This window comes from Iodidimonas nitroreducens, from assembly GCA_000710935.1.
Taxonomy (GTDB): domain Bacteria; phylum Pseudomonadota; class Alphaproteobacteria; order Sphingomonadales; family Rhodothalassiaceae; genus Iodidimonas; species Iodidimonas nitroreducens.
Genome location: BAYV01000004.1, coordinates 71,924 through 89,208, shown reverse-complemented (window position 1 = coordinate 89,208; position 17,285 = coordinate 71,924). Strand labels below are relative to the sequence as shown.

Here is a 17,285-nt window from a genome sequence, read left to right as displayed (position 1 = left end):
CCGATCTCAGCCCCAGGCCTAAGGGAATGGGATGATCAAAATTAAGCAGATGCCGCCCGCGCACCGCCATCACCGCCAGCCGCATGGGGCCATGAAAAACCTGCTCACGGCCATCGGGGCCCAGAATTTCATCAAGAATGGCATAGCTGTCGCGGGTAATGTCGTTCGCTTTGTGATGCGGCTCATAGCGATATTCCAGATAAGCCTGCTCAAAGCGCGAAAAGGCCGCCAGCGGGTCTTTTTGGGCATAGCAGGCAAAGCGCCAGGTACCGATGGATGAGGCCAGCAAATCCAAAGGTTCGCTGCGGCCCAAAATCCAATGGCGCAGGATCGCCCGATCCAGCCGCGCCAGTACAAGCCATTTCGGCCCCCCCGATGCCCCCACCATCAGCTTGATCCGGGCGGGATCAAGGCCGCCATCAGCCAGAATGGCGGCATGGGCATGGCGCCCCGCGCGAATGGTAAGAAGATCGGAGATTGTCTGACGCATGATGTCGTCTCAACCGCAATGTTGCACTGCAATAGAACCTTGATGGGCAATATGCATTAGAAAATCAATGTTTTTCTCATAATCACTGAAAATTCCAGCCATTTATATGTCTTCAGATTTCACTAAGAATTTATCGGCTATAAGGGGTCAAGAATAATGAAAGCACAGCGGATATGGCTGATAAAAATGATATATTTGTAGCCTATGCTTTTTGCGTTGGCGATATCTTCATGGAAATCGGCCCGGATCAGTGCATCACCAGACTTGAAGGAGCGCTGGATTGGGTCGGTATTGCCAAAGGCGCATCGGCCATCGGCCAACCCATGAGCGCTTTTTTATCCGCCCATGATGCCGAGGTGATGCAATCCGCTTTCATGCTTTTGGAAAATACCCCCCGCATTGGGCCGGTGCGGGTGGCCTTTGGGGCCACAGAGGCGACAAGGCGGCGGCTGGGGCTGTTCATGTCGCGCTTATCTTCCCATGAAAAAAACACGCATATCGTGGCCATGTCGCTCAATCGATTAGATGGCGGCGAACAGAGCCAAAAGCAGCCCATTCTGGATAAGGACAATTTCCTCGATCATCTGCCCAGGCTTTTGGAAGAGCATGGGAAAAACAGCAATACCGATCTTTTGGTCAGCCTGTTGCAATTGAGCAAGGATGCCGATGCGGATGAACGGAAAAAATTCACCCAAACTCTGGCCACCTTATCGGTTGGCGGGCAATCGGCTGCGGAATTGAGCGATGGCCGCTTTGCGGTGGTGCATGAAGCCAATGATGAACGATCCGCCCAAACCCTGATGGATACCCTCAAAAGCACGACCGGGCAGGCTTTCGATTCCGCCACCCTTGATGCCGAATCCATGGGCAGCGGGGCGGATGCGGCCAAGGCGCTGGTTTATTCCATCCGGCAATTTTCCGATAGCGGGGAAGATTTCGATCTTGAAAATCTCACCCGCAATTATTCCAAAAACATGGAAGAAACACGCAAGCGCATCCAATCCTTGCGGGCGCTGATCAAGGACCGCCGCTTTAATATTGCCTATCAGCCCATCGTGGCGATCACAACGAAAGCCCTGCATCATGTGGAAGCTTTGGTGCGCTTTGATATGCGTGGCGGATCGCCCTATGAAATGATCAGCTTTGCCGAACAGGTGGGGATGATCGATGAATTCGATCAGATCATGCTGGAAACCGTGATTAAAAATCTGCGCCGCCTTGTGGCGCGCGGGGCCAATCCCAGCATTGCCGTCAATCTTTCGGCGCGCTCGCTCACCACACCCTCTTTCATCAGCCGCTTGAAAGAAACGCTTCTGGCCCATCGCGGCTTGCGCAATCATCTGATCATCGAAGTCACCGAATCCGCGCAAGTCTCCGATCTTGGGCCTTTGGGCCAATCCATCGCAATGATCCGCGAAGCGGGCTTTGCCGTTTGCCTTGATGATTTTGGTGCCGGACATTCCGGCTTTCAATATCTGCGGCAATTAAAGGTCGATGTGGTGAAGATCGATGGCAGCTATATCAAGGACGCGGAAAATGATGCGGAAAGCCGCGCCTTCTTGCGGGCCATGGCCAGCCTGTGCAAAGATCTGAAAATCAAAATGGTTGGGGAATGGATCGAAACCCCGGCCCAGGCCGAATTGCTGAAATCCGTGGGCGTGGAGCTTGGCCAGGGCTTTTTATTCGGGCGACCGATGATGACCCTGCCCAAAGAGATGCAAAAAACACCCACGCCCCCATAACATCTATCTTAGGTTTTTAAAATTTCTTCAATATTTATTGCATATTTCCTTTTCATATATTTCTTTTTTTGGTTTGACAGTGGAAGAAACATATTTTAGTACAATCCCGAAGGATCGCCCCCTGCCTATGATGTTTCGGGTTCGGGCCTTCTCCCAAATATAGATATCAAATCCGATCTGATTGAGGACGACCAATGATTGCGCTGAATGAAGCCGACATGACGGCACAGGAAACCCAAAGCCCCATCATCATGAGCGGGGCAGCCCTTGTCATGAAGGCCCTGCACGATCTTGATGTGGAGGTGATCTTTGGTTATCCGGGCGGTGCCGTTCTCCCGCTTTATGATGAATTGTTCAAGCAATCGCATATCCGGCATATTCTGGTCCGCCATGAACAGGCAGCCGTTCATGCCGCCGAAGGCTATGCCCGCGCCACCGGTAAGCCCGGCGTGGTGCTGGTTACATCCGGCCCCGGGGCCACCAATGCGGTGACCGGCATAACCGATGCCATGCTCGATAGCATCCCCATTGTGGTGCTTACCGGTCAGGTGGCCACCCATCTGATCGGCAATGATGCTTTTCAGGAAGCCGATACCATCGGCATCACCCGGCATTGTTCAAAGCATAATTATCTGGTGAAAGACCCCAATCAGCTCGCGCGGGTGATTTTTGAAGCCTTTCATGTGGCCACATCTGGGCGGCCCGGCCCTGTGGTTGTGGATCTGCCAAAAGATATTCAGGTTGGCCCTGCCCCTTATGCGCGGCCACGCGGGGTAACCCATCGCACCTATAAGCCGCAGGTGAAGGGGGATCGCGCCCTGGTCGAACAGGCAGCGGGCCTGCTCGCCGGGGCCAAAAAGCCGATCATCTACAGCGGGGGAGGCATCATCAATTCCGGGCCTGAAGCCGCCGCCGCCCTCCGCGCTTTGGCCCGGCTTTCGGGCTTTCCTGTCACATCCACATTGATGGGCCTGGGGGCCATGCCTGCCAGCGATCCGCAATTTCTGGGGATGCTGGGGATGCATGGCACCTATGAAGCCAATATGGCAATGCATGATTGTGATGTGATGCTGTGCGTGGGGGCGCGCTTTGATGATCGTGTCACGGGCCGTGTGGATGCTTTTTCACCCAACTCACGCAAAATCCACATCGATATCGATCGCTCGTCGATCAACAAGAATGTCACCGTTGATCTGGGGATCGTTGGGGATGCAAGGCATGTGCTCGAGGATATCATCAGCCTTTTGCAAAGCCGCAGGGATGAATTCGATCTCGATGCCCATCAAAGCTGGTGGCACAGCATCAATCAATGGCGGGGTCGCGATTGTCTGGCGTTCGAGCAAAAGGGCCAAACCATCCTGCCCCAGCAATCGATCAAAAGATTGCATGCTCTTAGCCATCATAAAAGCCCGATCATCACCACCGAAGTGGGCCAGCATCAGATGTGGGCGGCGCAATATTTCGGCTTTGAAGCCCCGAATAAATGGCTCACATCAGGTGGGCTGGGCACCATGGGCTATGGCCTGCCCGCCGCCATTGGTGCGCAATTGGCTTTTCCCGATGCTTTGGTCATCGATATTGCCGGTGAGGCATCGATCCAGATGAATATTCAGGAACTGGCCACCGCCACCCAATATCGCCTGCCGGTGAAGATTTTCATCCTGAACAATGAATATATGGGCATGGTGCGGCAATGGCAGGAACTGACCTATGAAAGCCGCTATTCCGAAAGCTATTCCGATAGCCTGCCCGATTTTGTGAAGCTGGCCGAAGCCTATGGCTGGACCGGGCTACGTATCAGCGATGCCGATGCTTTGGATGATGGCATCCGCACCATGATCGATACCCCCGGCCCGGTGCTGGTGGATTGCCGGGTGGCCAAGCTTGAAAATTGCTTTCCCATGGTTCCATCGGGTGCAGCCCATAATGAAATGCTGCTGGGGCCCGCCGATGTTTCAGCACCGCTTTCCAGCGATGCTCAATCGCTTGTTTGATTGAAGGACGACGCTTATGTCACGCACCGACCAGATCGTGGGCCGGCACGCTATTGCGCTTGTGGTGGATAATGAAGCCGGGGTTCTTGCCCGGGTGGCCGGTTTGTTTTCCGGTCGGGGCTATAATATCGAAAGCCTGACGGTGGCCGAAGTTTCAGCCGGCCATGATGTTTCACGCATCACAATTGTAACGACCGGCACACCCATGGTGGTGGAACAGATCAAAGCCCAGCTCGAACGCCTCGTGCCGGTTCAAAAGGTCACCGATCTGAGCAGCCATGGCCCTTTTCTGGAGCGTGAACTGGCCCTTGTGAAGGTAGCCGGAAGCGGCGAAAAACGGGTCGAGGCCCTGCGGCTGGCCGATGCCTTTCGGGCGCGGGTGATCGATACCACCACCCAATCCTTTATTTTCGAGCTAACCGGCGCCCCCGATAAGATCGAAGCCTTCATCGATCTGATGCGCGATTTAGGGCTTGTGGAGGTGGCGCGCACCGGCGTGGCCGCCATCGTCCGTGGGGCCGAAGCCCTTTAGGGTCAGGGCCCATTAAACGTGGCTCTCCAAGCGCATAGACATGCCGCCCAACCCTTCCCGGTAAAATAAATGTTATTTTCCTTGTGATTGTCATCGGAATGAAGATGATCGTCGAATAAGGTTGTGATTTTCTGAAAATTGCAATTCACGCTGATATCTTGCATGATCAGCAGCACAGCCTTAAAGCTGTAAAATAAGCGTAAAAGGCTATCACAAGCCACAACAGATCGGGGAAACGGCTCATGACATTTTCATTTCACAAAACTTTGGCCAGCACCATCACGGGCGCCGCTCTTTTCGGGGCCGCCAGCCTGTTGGGGGTGCCGCATCCCCTCGCCGCATCGCCGGTTGAGGCACAGACCAAGAACCAATCCGGGCTTGATGGGCTTTTTGCCGCAAAAACCGCGCAGGCCCAAAAATTGCTGCTCAATCTGGGGGGGATCTCCAACCCGATCCGCAAGGATGGTATCAGCACCAGTTTTCTGGGCCATGATGTGCTGCTGCGGCCCAATGTGCTGATCGCCGAAAGCCTGGGCACCACCGATGATATTCTCGATCTGGATGGCAGCTTTGAAAATGTTCTGGGCCTTGCCTTTTTCGATCTCAGCACCGGCCAGATCACCGGATTTTGTTCTGGCACGCTGGTGAATGCGCGCACGGTGATCAGCGCCGCCCATTGCAACCGCCCCGAGGGCTCGACCGAGGCCGATGATCGCAATCTGGGGGTGGCCGTCACTTTGGGTGCCAATGGGATCGACGATATCAATAATGGCAATTTTGTTCTTGGCTCCAGCCATGTCACCCCTGTTGAATTTTTGCGTGATAATTTCGCGGCGGGCTATGATATCACCACCATCGCCTTGCAAGAACGGATCACCGGCATTACCCCCGCAGGGATCGTGACCAGCGCCCCCGAATTGGGGACCGAGGTGACCTTTGTGGGATTTGGCACCACGGGTACTGGTTCGGTGGAAAGCTCGTTTTTTGATTTCCGCAGGCGCGCAGCCACCAATACACTCGATTTCATTGGCGGCTTCAATGGCGCTTTGCTTCCCGATTCTCTGCTCTTTACCGATTTCGACGACCCCGCCAATCCCGGCCTGTTTGATTTTTTTGCCACCCCCGATACCACCAGCCTTGAAGGCACCACAGGCAGCGGCGATTCCGGTGGCGCGCTTTTTGTTCGCGGCGAAAATGGTGAATTATTGCTGGCTGGCATCACCAGCGGTGGTCTCAATATTTTTTCTGATGATATCAATCAGTTTGGCGATGTGGCCTTTTTCACCAATATCGCGGAAATGCAGGATTTCATTGCCGCCACCAATCCGCTGATCGAAACCCGGGCGGCGGCTGGCGATGGCGATTGGCTTGATCCCACGCGCTGGACCAATGGCTTTGTGCCCACCAATTTCGATCCTTTGCGCGATGCGGGCGACCCCACCCTCATCGCCTCTTTTTTCGAGGTGACGCTGGATGCGCCGGGCACCACCAGCCTCAGCAATGCCGCGATAGAAATCGATACCTTAAGCCTTTCGGGTGAGGTCGCTTTATCGGTCGAGGCTGCCCAGCTTGATGTGGTTGATTTCATTTCCGTTTCCGGTGGCAGGCTCGATATAGCCGGCGCCAATCTTTTGTCCGGCTCCTTGTTCATCAGCGGCGGCGCGGTCAGCATCGATGCTGATAGCGTTTATAGCGATGCCTCGCGCTTTATCGATGCCGGGCTGGTGATGAGCGGTGGCACGCTGGATATTGCCGGGCAATTTTCCACCGATTTTCTTGATCTCAGGGGCGGCAGCCTCACCATCGCCGAGGGTGGCCTTGTCACCGATTTTGCAGGCAGCCTGCTTTCCGGCGGCACCATGGCGGTGGATGGCACACTATCCAGCCAGAATTTTTTCCTTGATGGCGCGTCCCTCACCATCGGCGCAACCGGGATCATCGCCGATCAGGGAACCGTTTCAACCATGGGCAGCGGTAGCCTCTTGGTCAATGGCCAATTCCAAACCGGCGCTCTGGGCCTGATGGGCGGCACATTAGGCGGCAATGGCACCATCATCGCGCCCTTGGGTGTGGCCCAAAGCGGCGGTGTTTTATCGCCGGGCAATTCGGTGGGAACACTCACCATCATTGGCGATCTTTTTCAGGATAGCGGTGCCACCACCCGAATCGAGATCGATGAAACCGGTGCCATCGACCTGATTTCGGTACAGGAATTTGCCCCGGGGCAAGGCGGCAATGTGGTGCTGGATGGCACCATTCTGGTGGAAACAGCAGCGGGTGCCAATCTTGGGCGCGGGGATCGCCTTAATTTTGTGGAAGCTGATGGCAGCATCGAAAACCGGAGCAATGTGCTGGGCAGTGTCACCGGTCTCAATGGCAACAGCAGCGTTCTGCGCTTCAGGAACAGCCTTGATGCCAGTGGCAATGCTGCGGGGATCACTGTTTTTGCCCTGCCCTTTGCTCCGCAGGCCACCAGCGTGCAGCAGCGTGATGTGGCCCGGGCGCTGGATGGCATCAGCACGGGCACATCGATTGAAAGCGAAGGGCTGAGCGATGTGGTGAAAAGGCTGGATCGGCTGGGGACCAATGGGCAATTGCAGGCCAGCCTGCAATCCCTCAATCCCACCCAGACCTTTTTGTTTGATCGCTATAGCTTCCAGCTTTCCCGCATCCTTGCCAATACCCTGAGCCAGCGCGCGGGCACGATCCGCACAGGCCGCCATGGGGGGATTGATGGTACCATGGGCAATGCGGCATCCAGCCTGCGTCTCGCCGCCAATGACGAGGCCGGTGCCATGATCGCCGCCGCCGCCCAAAATGCCGAAGCCAGCACGACCAATGCCTCAGCCAATCAGGCGGCCCATGGCAGCAGTCCCCGCAGTTCTTCCTTGGGTGTGCCGGATGATATCGGCCTTTTCTTCTCCGCAGATCTCATCAACAGCGATAGCCAAATGGTGGAAGGTGAATTTGACAACACGGCCCTGAGCTTCACCATGGGGATCGATAAACGCATTGGCCGCAATGCCCTGATCGGCGTCGCCGGGACCTTCACCAATTTCTCGACCGATGAATTAAACGGCCATGACAGCAGCGCCACGGCAGGGGGCTTCAGCACCTATGGCAGCATTTTCCATGGGCCTTTCTATGCCAGCGGCTATACCGGCGTGCAATTTTATGATCTGGAAAGCACCCGCCCGGTAACCACCGATGTCACCGCCTTTGCTCAGGGCGATGGTGCGGCACGGCAATTCATGGGGGGCTTTGATCTGGGAGCCAGCTATGGCGATGGGCCGGTACGCTTTGGGCCGATGGTGCGCTTGCGCCATTCCTCGCTGGATATCGATGAATTGCAAGAAGTAGGCACCGGGGCCACCGATACCATCATTGATGATCGGAAAGCGCGCGAAACGGTGCTTGGCATCGGGGGCGAGATCAGCCTGGATGTCGTGGGCCAAAATCACACCACCAGTGCCTTCAGCCGGATCACATGGCAAAGGCGGATTGGCGGCAAGGGGCAGTTCCTCACCGATGCGGCTTTTGTGGGGGATCGTAGGGCGGATTTCACCGTTACCGGCACGGAAATCGATAGCGATTATGCCACCTATGCGCTGGGTATCAACAGCCTGATCGGGCGGAATACATCGATCCAGATTGCCTTTGAATCCGATATCGACCGCGATGATGTGGATGAATATCAATTGTCCTTCGGGATCAAAATCGGCTTCTGATTAAGGCACTGGTCGGATTTGCGCGCATTTTCCGCGCGCCCCTGATCGGCAGAACAATGCGGCTGGCTCCCTTCCGCCCCCTTGGGGGATGATCGGAGCCAGCGGCCAAGACCCGCGCCAGAGAGCCTATGTTTGATATATGCCAAGCAATGCTATGCTATTTTTATAAGCATGGAGGATCATCATGCCGCGCACCGTGTCTATCTTTCACAATAACCACGACCAAGCGATCTGCCTGCCCAAGGACTTCGAGCTCCAAGGCGTGACCGAACTGACCATCGAACGTCAGCGCGATGCGATCCTGTTAAGTCCAGTCCGTGTCCGGATTGGCTTTTCCTCATGAACGAATTGCCTGCGGGTGAGGATTTTCTGTTTGAACGTCCCACGCTGATCGAAGAGGGGCGCTTTTCTCTCGATAAAATCGGGCTTGATGACAATCGGAAAGATTGATGGTGATCGAGACACTGCCATTCAGGGCATCATAACACAAACCGATTTTAGCCTTCTCTGTACCTGCCATTATAATCTTCTGCCTTGCTGCTGGCGGTCCGGCTGATATCGCGCTCAATCTCGTCGTTTATACGCTTGTTCTTGTTACACAGCTTTATCTACTGGTCTATTTTTTCGCCCCACGCTCCAAATCATTTGGCTGCGCGTAGAACACGCTTATGGCAAAGCTTTGATTAAGGCTCTTGCGGCCAATGCCCGACTTGCCAATTCCGCGAGATGTGGATCACGCGCAAGATCACGACACTTTCCTGCCCGGCAACGGATCGCAGCTCATAAGCGAGGATAGAGGGCAACCGGGCAAGGAGCTTTTCATAGGTGCCGCTTACCCGGCCAGGGCGGCCCGTTGCCATTTCGCCAAGAGCCTTGCCTGCATCATCAATATGATCCGCAACCTGTCTGGCGGCGGCCGGATTATCCTGCGCAATGAAACCGACCTGTTGCTTGATATCATCCAGCGCTCTGCGAGCCCAGATAACCGGCCGCTTCACCCTTTATCTGCTCGCTTGGCCTCAGTCGCGTCGATAGCGGCATAGATTTCGGTCATGGCTTCATCATGGGACACGACACGGCCAACCGCCGCATCAACCATGCCGCTTCTGATCCCGCCGATGATTTCAAGCTCCCGATCGACATAAGCCGCAACGGCCTCGCCTGCGAGAAAAGATTTACTGCGCTGCGTGCTGACCGCGATCTGGTCGAGTTTTTCTTTCACATCGGGCCGAACCCTGATCGTCATGGTGGTGCTGGCGGTCATTGAAAAATCCCTGTGTTGGCATGTGTACATTCTAACACATGCGGAACTTCTGCGCCATTATCGTCTGCGCAGGCAAACCACACAGGACCTGTAGCAAAATATTTGGCAGTAAAATGAATTTTAAGTGCATTTCCATGCAGGCTGGCTGGGGCGGCAGGATTCGAACCTGCGCATGACGGGATCAAAACCCGTTGCCTTACCACTTGGCTACGCCCCATCACTGAAGAGCAAGATCATCAGCGCGTTTGGATGGACCTTAAAGCATAGGCAAAGCCGCCTGTAAAGCGCTTCAAAGTCCGTTTGGAAAGTTTATCGGGTGATCCCCAAAACACCCAAACGACGGGTGAGTGAGATATAAACCAACAGATAGCTGAAACCGCTGAGAACGATCAGGGGCAGCGTATAAGAAGGCCACAGGAAAGCAGTCATTCCGGGCAAAATCACATGCGCCAGATAGACAAAAAGGCCATAGCGCCAGGACATGCTATCATTGATCACATGATGGAAATGATTGCGATCCGGAGAAAAAGGCGCGCGCCCCCGGCTGACCCGGCTGAAAATCAGCCGAATACAATCAAGAACCGGGATCAGAAACCATAAAACGATCATATCCGCAGGCAGAGCCATGGCGCTGTGATTAAACACATAGATCGACAGCATCCCCAGAATGATCGCCAGCGAATAGCTGCCCGCATCGCCCAAAAACAACTTGCCCCGGATATTGAAAAATCCGGTTACGGTCAGGGAAATCAGCAGGCTGATCAAAATCGGCCGCAATTCATCAGGGGCCGGAAGCATGAGGAAGGCCGACCAGACAATGCTCATCCCGATGACCAGACCATTTTTGCCATCCGCCATATTCACGGCATTTTGCAAGCCCAGCAAACAAACGAGGGCAAAACCAGCGGCCACTGCGCTTGGTAAAAGAAAGGCCGCATCGGAAAAGGAAAAATGCAAAACGGTCAAACGCAGATCGGGGATCATCGCCACTGCAAACGCCAGAATAAATGCAGAAACAATCAGCCGCCAAACCGGCCGCATATGGCTGCGATCATCAAAAAACCCCACCAGAAAAATGCAGAAGGTGGCAAAGCTGACAATCCAAGGAAATCCATTAAGCCCGGGTTGAAAGATAAAGGTGCTGGAAATAAAGGGAAAAATAATCGCCACGCCCCCGATCAAAGGCGTTGGGCGGCTATGGCGTTTGCGGCCATTCACCCCATCGGGCATATCCATGATACCAAGGGCATGAGCCAATGGCTTTGCAACAAGGCAGGCAACCAGCGCCATGGCAAAGGAAATCAGCCCTGCAGCAAATAACAGATCCCCGTTCACATTCTTTCTCCACCCGCTTGCGACACGTCTTCTTATAGAAAGCCGGTTAACCGGTTCTGAATAACTAAAACCCAATTATGTAAATTTCGCGGCACATGAATAAAAGACATTCAAAACATCGATGGTGCAAAGCAGTTTATGCATCCCTGGATGGGTCCGTCATCCTGACTTAGCGGTTGGTTTGTCAAGATATCGCCCAAAAGTCAATTAGTTAATTAACAATCTGCGGCCAATCGGAATCAATCCGCTGGCGGTTAATTCCGGCGACATAATCATATAATCGGCTGTTGAGCCGCAATCTTTGTGCGCTATCGCGGGCTAAATCTGTCAATTCCGTGCTCACAGAGCGACGCGGGCCACCAAATGGCCATAATTCACCAAGGGGAATGGTGATATAAACGCCCTTATCAGGAGATGTGCCGCCAAATTCGCGATCCGATCCATCCGAAAGGGCGAGATAGCCGCCGATCCGCACGCCATTATCAAAACGCCGCGAAAGATCGACAGTGCCGCCCCAATCTCCTGCCAAAAACCGCCCGGCCCGCACCACCGCCAGCACGCCGGATGCCCATTCCCGATAAAGGCTGATCTCACCGCTCAGGCTATCGCGGCCTTCCAGCCCAAAAAGCTGATCTTCATCCCGGCGTTTCAGCCAATTCAATTCCCCCCCCACTGACCAGCCATCATCGGGATTGCGATAGAGCAATTCGGTGGAAAGCCCTGCATAGATCTGCTCGAATATGCCTGCAGAAACACGGCCATAAAGATGCGGTGCAAAGCCACCACGCCAATCGGCCTGCAGATAAGGGATCGATGTGCGGCCATTTTCGATGAAGCGCTTTACATCGCTGCGCACCACGGGCAGATCGCTGCTTGATGAAGCCGGGCTGATCTGATCCAGATTGCCCGCAATAAACCGCCGCACCGCCCCGGATAATTGCAGCCCCGGCGCAAGATCGAGAGACGCCAGCAGATCGATAGAAAGATCAGCAAGCCAGGGACCGCTTTCCTGATCGCCGATATGCTGGATGAGCACCGGAGCCACCCCCCATTCCAGAAAGGGGCTGGCCTTGTCATTCTCCACCCTCAGGGTTTTGTCCGGCAGGGGCGCGGGCTCCATCTCGATGGCCGAAGTGAGCCAGATTTCCTCAGCCGAGCCGCGTCCCGCCACAGCCCGCACCACATCCCGGCGCAAAAGCTGCACATCGATAGCATCATGCCGGCCCACCCCTCGGCGGATCGAGATGGCTTCCAATTGGTCCGTGCCATGCAGTGCCAGATCGCGGGCAATCCGCCCGATCCGTTGGATTTCAAAATCCGATGGGCCGCCATCGATCCAGATGGTCATGCGGCCATCCAGCCATGCCACTGATCGCGGCCTGATCCCCGCCCGGGCCATTCTGGCAAAAAAATCAGCGGCAAAGGCTTCAAGGGCGGTTTGATTATCATAGCCCGAAGCCATAACAAGGCTTTCCGCCACATCAAGCCTTTGCGACAAAAGCGCCCCATCGATCCGGCTGCCATCAGCGGCATCAATCTGCACGGTGGCCCGGGTGCGGCCCTCGATACGGAGCGATGAAACCGGGGCATCGGCCGTCGCCATCATCATCGCGCGGGCACTGGCCAGAGCTTTTGGGGCCGCAAGATCGCGTTCAACAAAGCCATCCGCAAAAGATCGCATTTTGATCAGATAAAGATCATCGGGCAAGGTGAGCAAAAGCGGATCGGCCAGCGCGCTGGCAAAGGCCATATCCCCATTGACTGCCCCCCACAGATCATAAAGGGCGACCCCATCCGCCAGCCGGATCGTGGCGGCATATCCTTCATCAGCACCATAAAGCCCATCCACTAGCGCCAGCATTGCCCCGGCGGCCCGGCCATGATCCTCATCGCGCTGATAAAGGCGGGAATCGCTGGGCTTTTCCGGGCCGAAGCTCAGCCAAAGCTGATCGATCACCAACGGGATCGCCTCAAAAATCGCGGTCGCCAAAGCCTGTTCATCGAAAGGGCCAAGCCCCGCCATGGGGGAGGTGATCGCCACATAAACGGCATTGGCATCCACAGAAATCCGCGCCGTATCATGGCCTGCCCGGCGCAAAAAGGCGGAAAGCTCAAGCACCAGATCATTGGTCATCCGATGGGGGGCCGCGGGCTTTGGCGCAACCGTTGCCCCATCCCCCGATGGTTTTGGGAAGGGAGCACCTGCCGCCGGATGGCCTCCTTGGCGCCCATCACGCGGATAAAAACGCGGCAGATCAAACAGATCAAAACGCACCGCCATCCGGGCAGAAAGGGTATTCCCCCGCTCAAAGCCAAGGGCCATATCAAGCCAATGAACCGGCCTGTAATTCACCCCCATATTAACCGGAAAATCCTCATCAAGGCGGCTGCCAAGGGGCGCGCGCTCTGGGTCAGCCCCGCTATAATCAAGCTTCACCGAAAAACCATCAAGGGGCGTGTGCCATTCCACACCGCCAAAAAAAGCCAGATCATTACCGGAAAAATAATCGCCGAAATTAAACGAGCCGCGCACATCACCAGAACTGCGGCGGCGAAAGCCATCATCAAGGGAATCAAGAGGATTGCCGATATGCCCCCGGCTGCCGAAATAGCCCCAGCCAAGGCCAAAAGTGATATCCACAGGGCCAAAGCGCTTGCTGGCCACCAGATATTCCCCGCCAAAATCCGCATCGCCAAACAGATCCTGCCCGCCCACCGCCACAGCCGGCAAGAAATCCCCTTCCTGAAGCAGGCGAATTTTCAGATCAAAGCCGCGCTGCCGCCGGGTGCCCCCCCCTTTCAACGAAAACAGATCCTCCAGAAAGGATATCTGGCCCAAAGGCAAAACCGTGCCATTCTTGGCAATATTGGTGATATCGGTGACTCGGAAATTCGCCTCCAGCCAGGGCAGAGGCTGCGCCCGGATCGTAAAGCCGCGATAAGGCTCGACAAAAAAACCGCCCAATTCAACAGTGCCCGGCTTTGAAAAGCGTGCCGAAGGGCTTTGAAGCAGGCCGGTGGTGCCAAAAGCCGTGGTGGAAGGTTGGGGCTCATCAAACCCGGATAAGTTTTGCCCCTGGCTTTCGCCACCGGCCATGAAAAGCCCGAACAGGACCACCGCCCCCATAGCCTTCAGGCTGAAGACCATCCCGCATCCCCACACATCAACGCGAGATCACGGCGATAGAGGCCGCAGACACCGCCAGATTGCTCAAGACATCGGAAATTTCCCGCACGATATTGAGCGTTTCGAGGGGATTGACATCCTTTGGCACCACAATAGTGCTACCCGGGGGAACCATGGATGTATTGCGCGACCAACGCGAGAGTGAAACCGGCTGCGCCACCCCATTGGGAAAGACGATAAACACCCGGTTTTTATCAGCGGTTTCCTGAAATCCACCGGCTTCATCCAGATAATCCTCGATGGATTTGCCGCTTCTGAATTGCAGAGCACCGGGATTAAGCAAATCCCCTGCCGTCAGCACAAAATTGGGCCGTTTGGGGATGAAGATGGAATCACCCGTTTCCAAAACCAGATCACGTTCAGGATTTTGGCGCAAAATCTGGGGATCGGCTTCCACCACAACCCGCCCTGCAGCTTCAACCGTAGCAAAGGAATTGACCAAAGAATTGGCCGCCGTCAGGGCATCGCCGGAAATATTTTCCCGCAGCATGGCCAAAGCCAGAGCATTATTCAGTTCGCGCGCGGTGCGGCGGAACCCTTCCTGCTGTTCCTGCTTTACCCGCATCCGGGTAAAAACCGAGCCAAAGGGATAAGCCTGATCCGTGAGCCCACCCGCCCGGGTCATCACCTGAAGCAGGGTTTCTCCGCGCTTGATGGTATAAACACCGGGCCTTTTAAATTCACCCGACAGCAAAACCGTGCCGGCTTCCATGGTCGCCTGCTGCGATGCAAAACGGATCGTGCTGCCCGGGGTCACATCAATGCTGGCCAAAGAAGCGCTGCGCAGATCCACATAGCGCCTTTCGGTCGCCCCCAGTGCCGCCAGTTCACGATTGCGAATGCTGGAAATTTCGATCTGTTCGGGATCAGCAGACAGACTAAGCCCCCCGCTGGCCGCCACCAGATCACGCAAAGAGGCCGATCCGGCAATAGGATAAAGCCCGGGCTGGCGCACCGCGCCCATCATCACCACCGCATATTCAATGGCCAAAGGCAGGATTTCCGGACGTTCATCGAAAAATTCATTGCATTGCGCTGCCTGTGCGGCCAAACGCGCCAATTCGCTGGCCGAAACGATTTCATCCGAGGAAAAATCAGACGCCCGCTGCACCGCTGAATTATCCTGATTTCTGCTGCCATTCTGACCAACCGCGCCCAATTGGGTCTGTTGACCTTGTTGAAGCTGCTGTTGCTGCTGCTGTTGCTGCTGTTCTTGTTGCTGTCGATCTTCCTCGACAATGAACACGGAACGCGCCGCCGCCGCCAAGCGCTCACTATCCGCCTGACGCGCCCGCCGAGCCAAAGACACCACCGCATCACATTGATCCGGCGTTACCGATTGCGGGGCGAGAACGGCACTGCGCACCGCTTCAGATGAAAGATAATCCAGTTCGTGCGGCCCTAAAATCAGCAGACTATCCTGATCACGCAAAACCACATCTTCAGTGCCCGCCAGAATCGGCCCCAGATCAACCGGCTTATAAACCAGCTGCTGCGACAGATCGTCGATGGTCTCGACAATGGCAAAAAGCGAATAAGGGGCCATTTTCAGAGCATCGCCCCCTTTCAGCAAAGCGCTGATGGTGGGGGCGGCGCTCAACGGCTTGTAACCGGGCTGGCGCACATGGCCCAAAAGCTGCACCCGCCCCAGATGCACCTGACGCTGGGGATAAACCTGATACAGATCGCCCGCAGCCACACGATCCGTGGCGCTGGTGCTGGTAAAATTCTGATAGCCATCATTGCCGATGCGATTGCGATCGATGCTATAGCCCCGGGGCCGCAATGAGCCCCCGGCCAATTGCAGCACCTCGGCCACAGCGATCTCTTGATCCGCTCTTTTTATTTGGTTTGCCGGCAATTCATATATAGCCGGGCGCACCACATCCCCCGCCACCGCCACCGTGGGGCCGATCAGGGGCACCAGCAGACGATCGCCATCGCGGACCTGAAGGGAGATATCCCCCGTGCCGAAAAAAACATCATAAAGATCAATCTCAAGGCGCTGGCCATCACGAAAAACTGTCAACCGACGCAAGGAACCCGATTTTTTGATCCCCCCCGCCAAAGCCATCAGCTGCAACAAATCGGATTGGCTGGTCGCCTGATATTGCCCCGGATAGTCCACTTCCCCCATGACCGTGACACTGACCTGACGCAGAGCCCCGATGGAAACATATGCTTCCGTGCCCAAAAGCGATTGCGCCACGCGCTGGCGCACATCCCGGGCAAAATCGCCAAAGCTGCGGCCCGCAGCCGGAATCGGGGCCAAATCCGGCAAGATGATCCGGCCTTCACGATCCACCCCGGTCACGATGGTGCCGCCACTTTGCCCCACCATGGTGACGACAATTTCATCGCCAACACCCAGAATATAGCTATCGGATAAGCGCCCGGTGACTGGCATATCGGATGCCGCCAGGCTATCGCGAAACAGATCATAGCCAAATTGCCGCAACATGGGCGGCGCTTTTTCCCGCTCTTTGGCGGCACGCATCTCTTCGAGCTGTTCCAATTCCAGTTCGGTCATTGGGCGCAGCGATGCCTGGGTTTGCAATTGCGCCTGCTCCAGCCGCTTGCGGCGCTGGTTTTTGGCCCGGGTTTCTTCGCTTTCAATTTCGCCGGGCAAATCCCGCCCCAACCGCCTGTTATAATCCATCTCCAGGGGAGAGAGCGGTTCTTCAACAGGAAAGGGCTGCTCGCCTTCAGGCCCAATCTTATCATTCGTCTGATTGCCTTTGAGCTGCCGCGAAAGATCAAGGGCCGATGGGGTTTCCACCGGGCTGCTGGTCAGGGATTTCCCCTGATTGAGCGCCCGGCGCAGGCTATCGGCATCGGGCAATTGCGCCTGTGCTCCACCAATCAGGATCAACACACCCAAAATCCCGGCAACCAGGCGATGGATGAAAGGATTTGTCCCCACGAGGGCAGGCGTGAAAGCGTATCGCCGCGCATCCATTCTCACTGTCTCACATCCTCGCACAATCCGATGGATTTCATCTGCCATCACCCG

Annotated in this window: 10 protein-coding genes, 1 tRNA gene and 1 pseudogene; 5 read left to right on the top strand and 7 right to left on the bottom strand. The window is 55.6% G+C overall.

Features of this window, described 5'->3' with window-relative positions:
- Window positions 1-490 (bottom strand): annotated as a pseudogene (locus AQ1_RS01565) (patatin-like phospholipase family protein); the annotation flags it as partial.
- Between the two features lie 173 nt (window positions 491-663).
- Here AQ1_RS01565 and AQ1_RS01560 point away from each other — a divergent pair.
- From AQ1_RS01560 to AQ1_RS15395, 5 genes are all read left to right on the top strand, one after another.
- Window positions 664-2,232: an EAL domain-containing protein gene (locus tag AQ1_RS01560; RefSeq protein ID WP_042083303.1), complete on the top strand. Its 1,569-nt coding sequence runs from the start codon at window positions 664-666 to the stop codon at window positions 2,230-2,232.
- 194 nt (window positions 2,233-2,426) lie between these two features.
- Window positions 2,427-4,226, top strand: a complete 1,800-nt coding sequence (locus tag AQ1_RS01555; protein ID WP_281300244.1) for an acetolactate synthase 3 large subunit — start codon at window positions 2,427-2,429, stop codon at window positions 4,224-4,226.
- A gap of 16 nt (window positions 4,227-4,242) precedes the next feature.
- Window positions 4,243-4,758 carry an acetolactate synthase small subunit gene (ilvN, locus tag AQ1_RS01550; RefSeq protein WP_042083301.1) on the top strand — a complete coding sequence of 172 codons (516 nt, stop codon included), beginning with the start codon at window positions 4,243-4,245 and terminating at the stop codon, window positions 4,756-4,758.
- Between the two features lie 242 nt (window positions 4,759-5,000).
- Window positions 5,001-8,486, top strand: coding sequence for an autotransporter domain-containing protein (locus tag AQ1_RS01540; protein WP_042083297.1), 3,486 nt, complete (start codon window positions 5,001-5,003; stop codon window positions 8,484-8,486).
- Between the two features lie 184 nt (window positions 8,487-8,670).
- Window positions 8,671-8,829, top strand: a complete 159-nt coding sequence (locus AQ1_RS15395; protein WP_313979233.1) for an AbrB/MazE/SpoVT family DNA-binding domain-containing protein — start codon at window positions 8,671-8,673, stop codon at window positions 8,827-8,829.
- A 340-nt stretch (window positions 8,830-9,169) separates the two neighbouring features.
- On the opposite strand, the gene AQ1_RS01530 is transcribed toward AQ1_RS15395, so the two are convergent.
- From AQ1_RS01530 to AQ1_RS14330, 6 genes are all read right to left on the bottom strand, one after another.
- A complete protein-coding gene (locus AQ1_RS01530; RefSeq protein WP_042083295.1) occupies window positions 9,170-9,484 on the bottom strand; it encodes a type II toxin-antitoxin system RelE/ParE family toxin in 315 nt (104 codons plus the stop codon).
- Window positions 9,481-9,750, bottom strand: a complete 270-nt coding sequence (locus tag AQ1_RS01525; protein ID WP_042083294.1) for a CopG family ribbon-helix-helix protein — start codon at window positions 9,748-9,750, stop codon at window positions 9,481-9,483. Before AQ1_RS01525 ends, AQ1_RS01530 begins: the two co-directional genes overlap by 4 nt.
- A 142-nt stretch (window positions 9,751-9,892) precedes the next feature.
- Window positions 9,893-9,967, bottom strand: a tRNA-Gln gene (locus tag AQ1_RS01520).
- Window positions 9,968-10,059: 92 nt separating this feature from the next.
- Window positions 10,060-11,085 (bottom strand): glycosyltransferase family 4 protein, encoded by a 1,026-nt coding sequence (locus AQ1_RS01515; RefSeq protein ID WP_042083291.1) that lies wholly within the window; start codon window positions 11,083-11,085, stop codon window positions 10,060-10,062.
- A 211-nt stretch (window positions 11,086-11,296) separates the two neighbouring features.
- Window positions 11,297-14,233, bottom strand: a complete 2,937-nt coding sequence (locus tag AQ1_RS14335; protein ID WP_052370730.1) for a YjbH domain-containing protein — start codon at window positions 14,231-14,233, stop codon at window positions 11,297-11,299.
- A gap of 16 nt (window positions 14,234-14,249) precedes the next feature.
- Window positions 14,250-17,231: an SLBB domain-containing protein gene (locus tag AQ1_RS14330; RefSeq protein WP_052370726.1), complete on the bottom strand. Its 2,982-nt coding sequence runs from the start codon at window positions 17,229-17,231 to the stop codon at window positions 14,250-14,252.
- Window positions 17,232-17,285: the final 54 nt, after the last annotated feature.

Bases quoted from the DNA above. Each gene is read 5' to 3' on its own strand.
- AQ1_RS01560 (WP_042083303.1), top strand. From the start codon at position 664: ATGGCTGATAAAAATGATATATTTGTAGCCTATGCTTTTTGCGTTGGC.
- AQ1_RS14335 (WP_052370730.1), bottom strand. From the start codon at position 14,233: ATGGTCTTCAGCCTGAAGGCTATGGGGGCGGTGGTCCTGTTCGGGCTT.
- ilvN (WP_042083301.1), top strand. From the start codon at position 4,243: ATGTCACGCACCGACCAGATCGTGGGCCGGCACGCTATTGCGCTTGTG.
- AQ1_RS15395 (WP_313979233.1), top strand. From the start codon at position 8,671: ATGCCGCGCACCGTGTCTATCTTTCACAATAACCACGACCAAGCGATC.
- AQ1_RS01540 (WP_042083297.1), top strand. From the start codon at position 5,001: ATGACATTTTCATTTCACAAAACTTTGGCCAGCACCATCACGGGCGCC.
- AQ1_RS01555 (WP_281300244.1), top strand. From the start codon at position 2,427: ATGATTGCGCTGAATGAAGCCGACATGACGGCACAGGAAACCCAAAGC.
- AQ1_RS01525 (WP_042083294.1), bottom strand. From the start codon at position 9,750: ATGACCGCCAGCACCACCATGACGATCAGGGTTCGGCCCGATGTGAAA.
- AQ1_RS14330 (WP_052370726.1), bottom strand. From the start codon at position 17,231: ATGGATGCGCGGCGATACGCTTTCACGCCTGCCCTCGTGGGGACAAAT.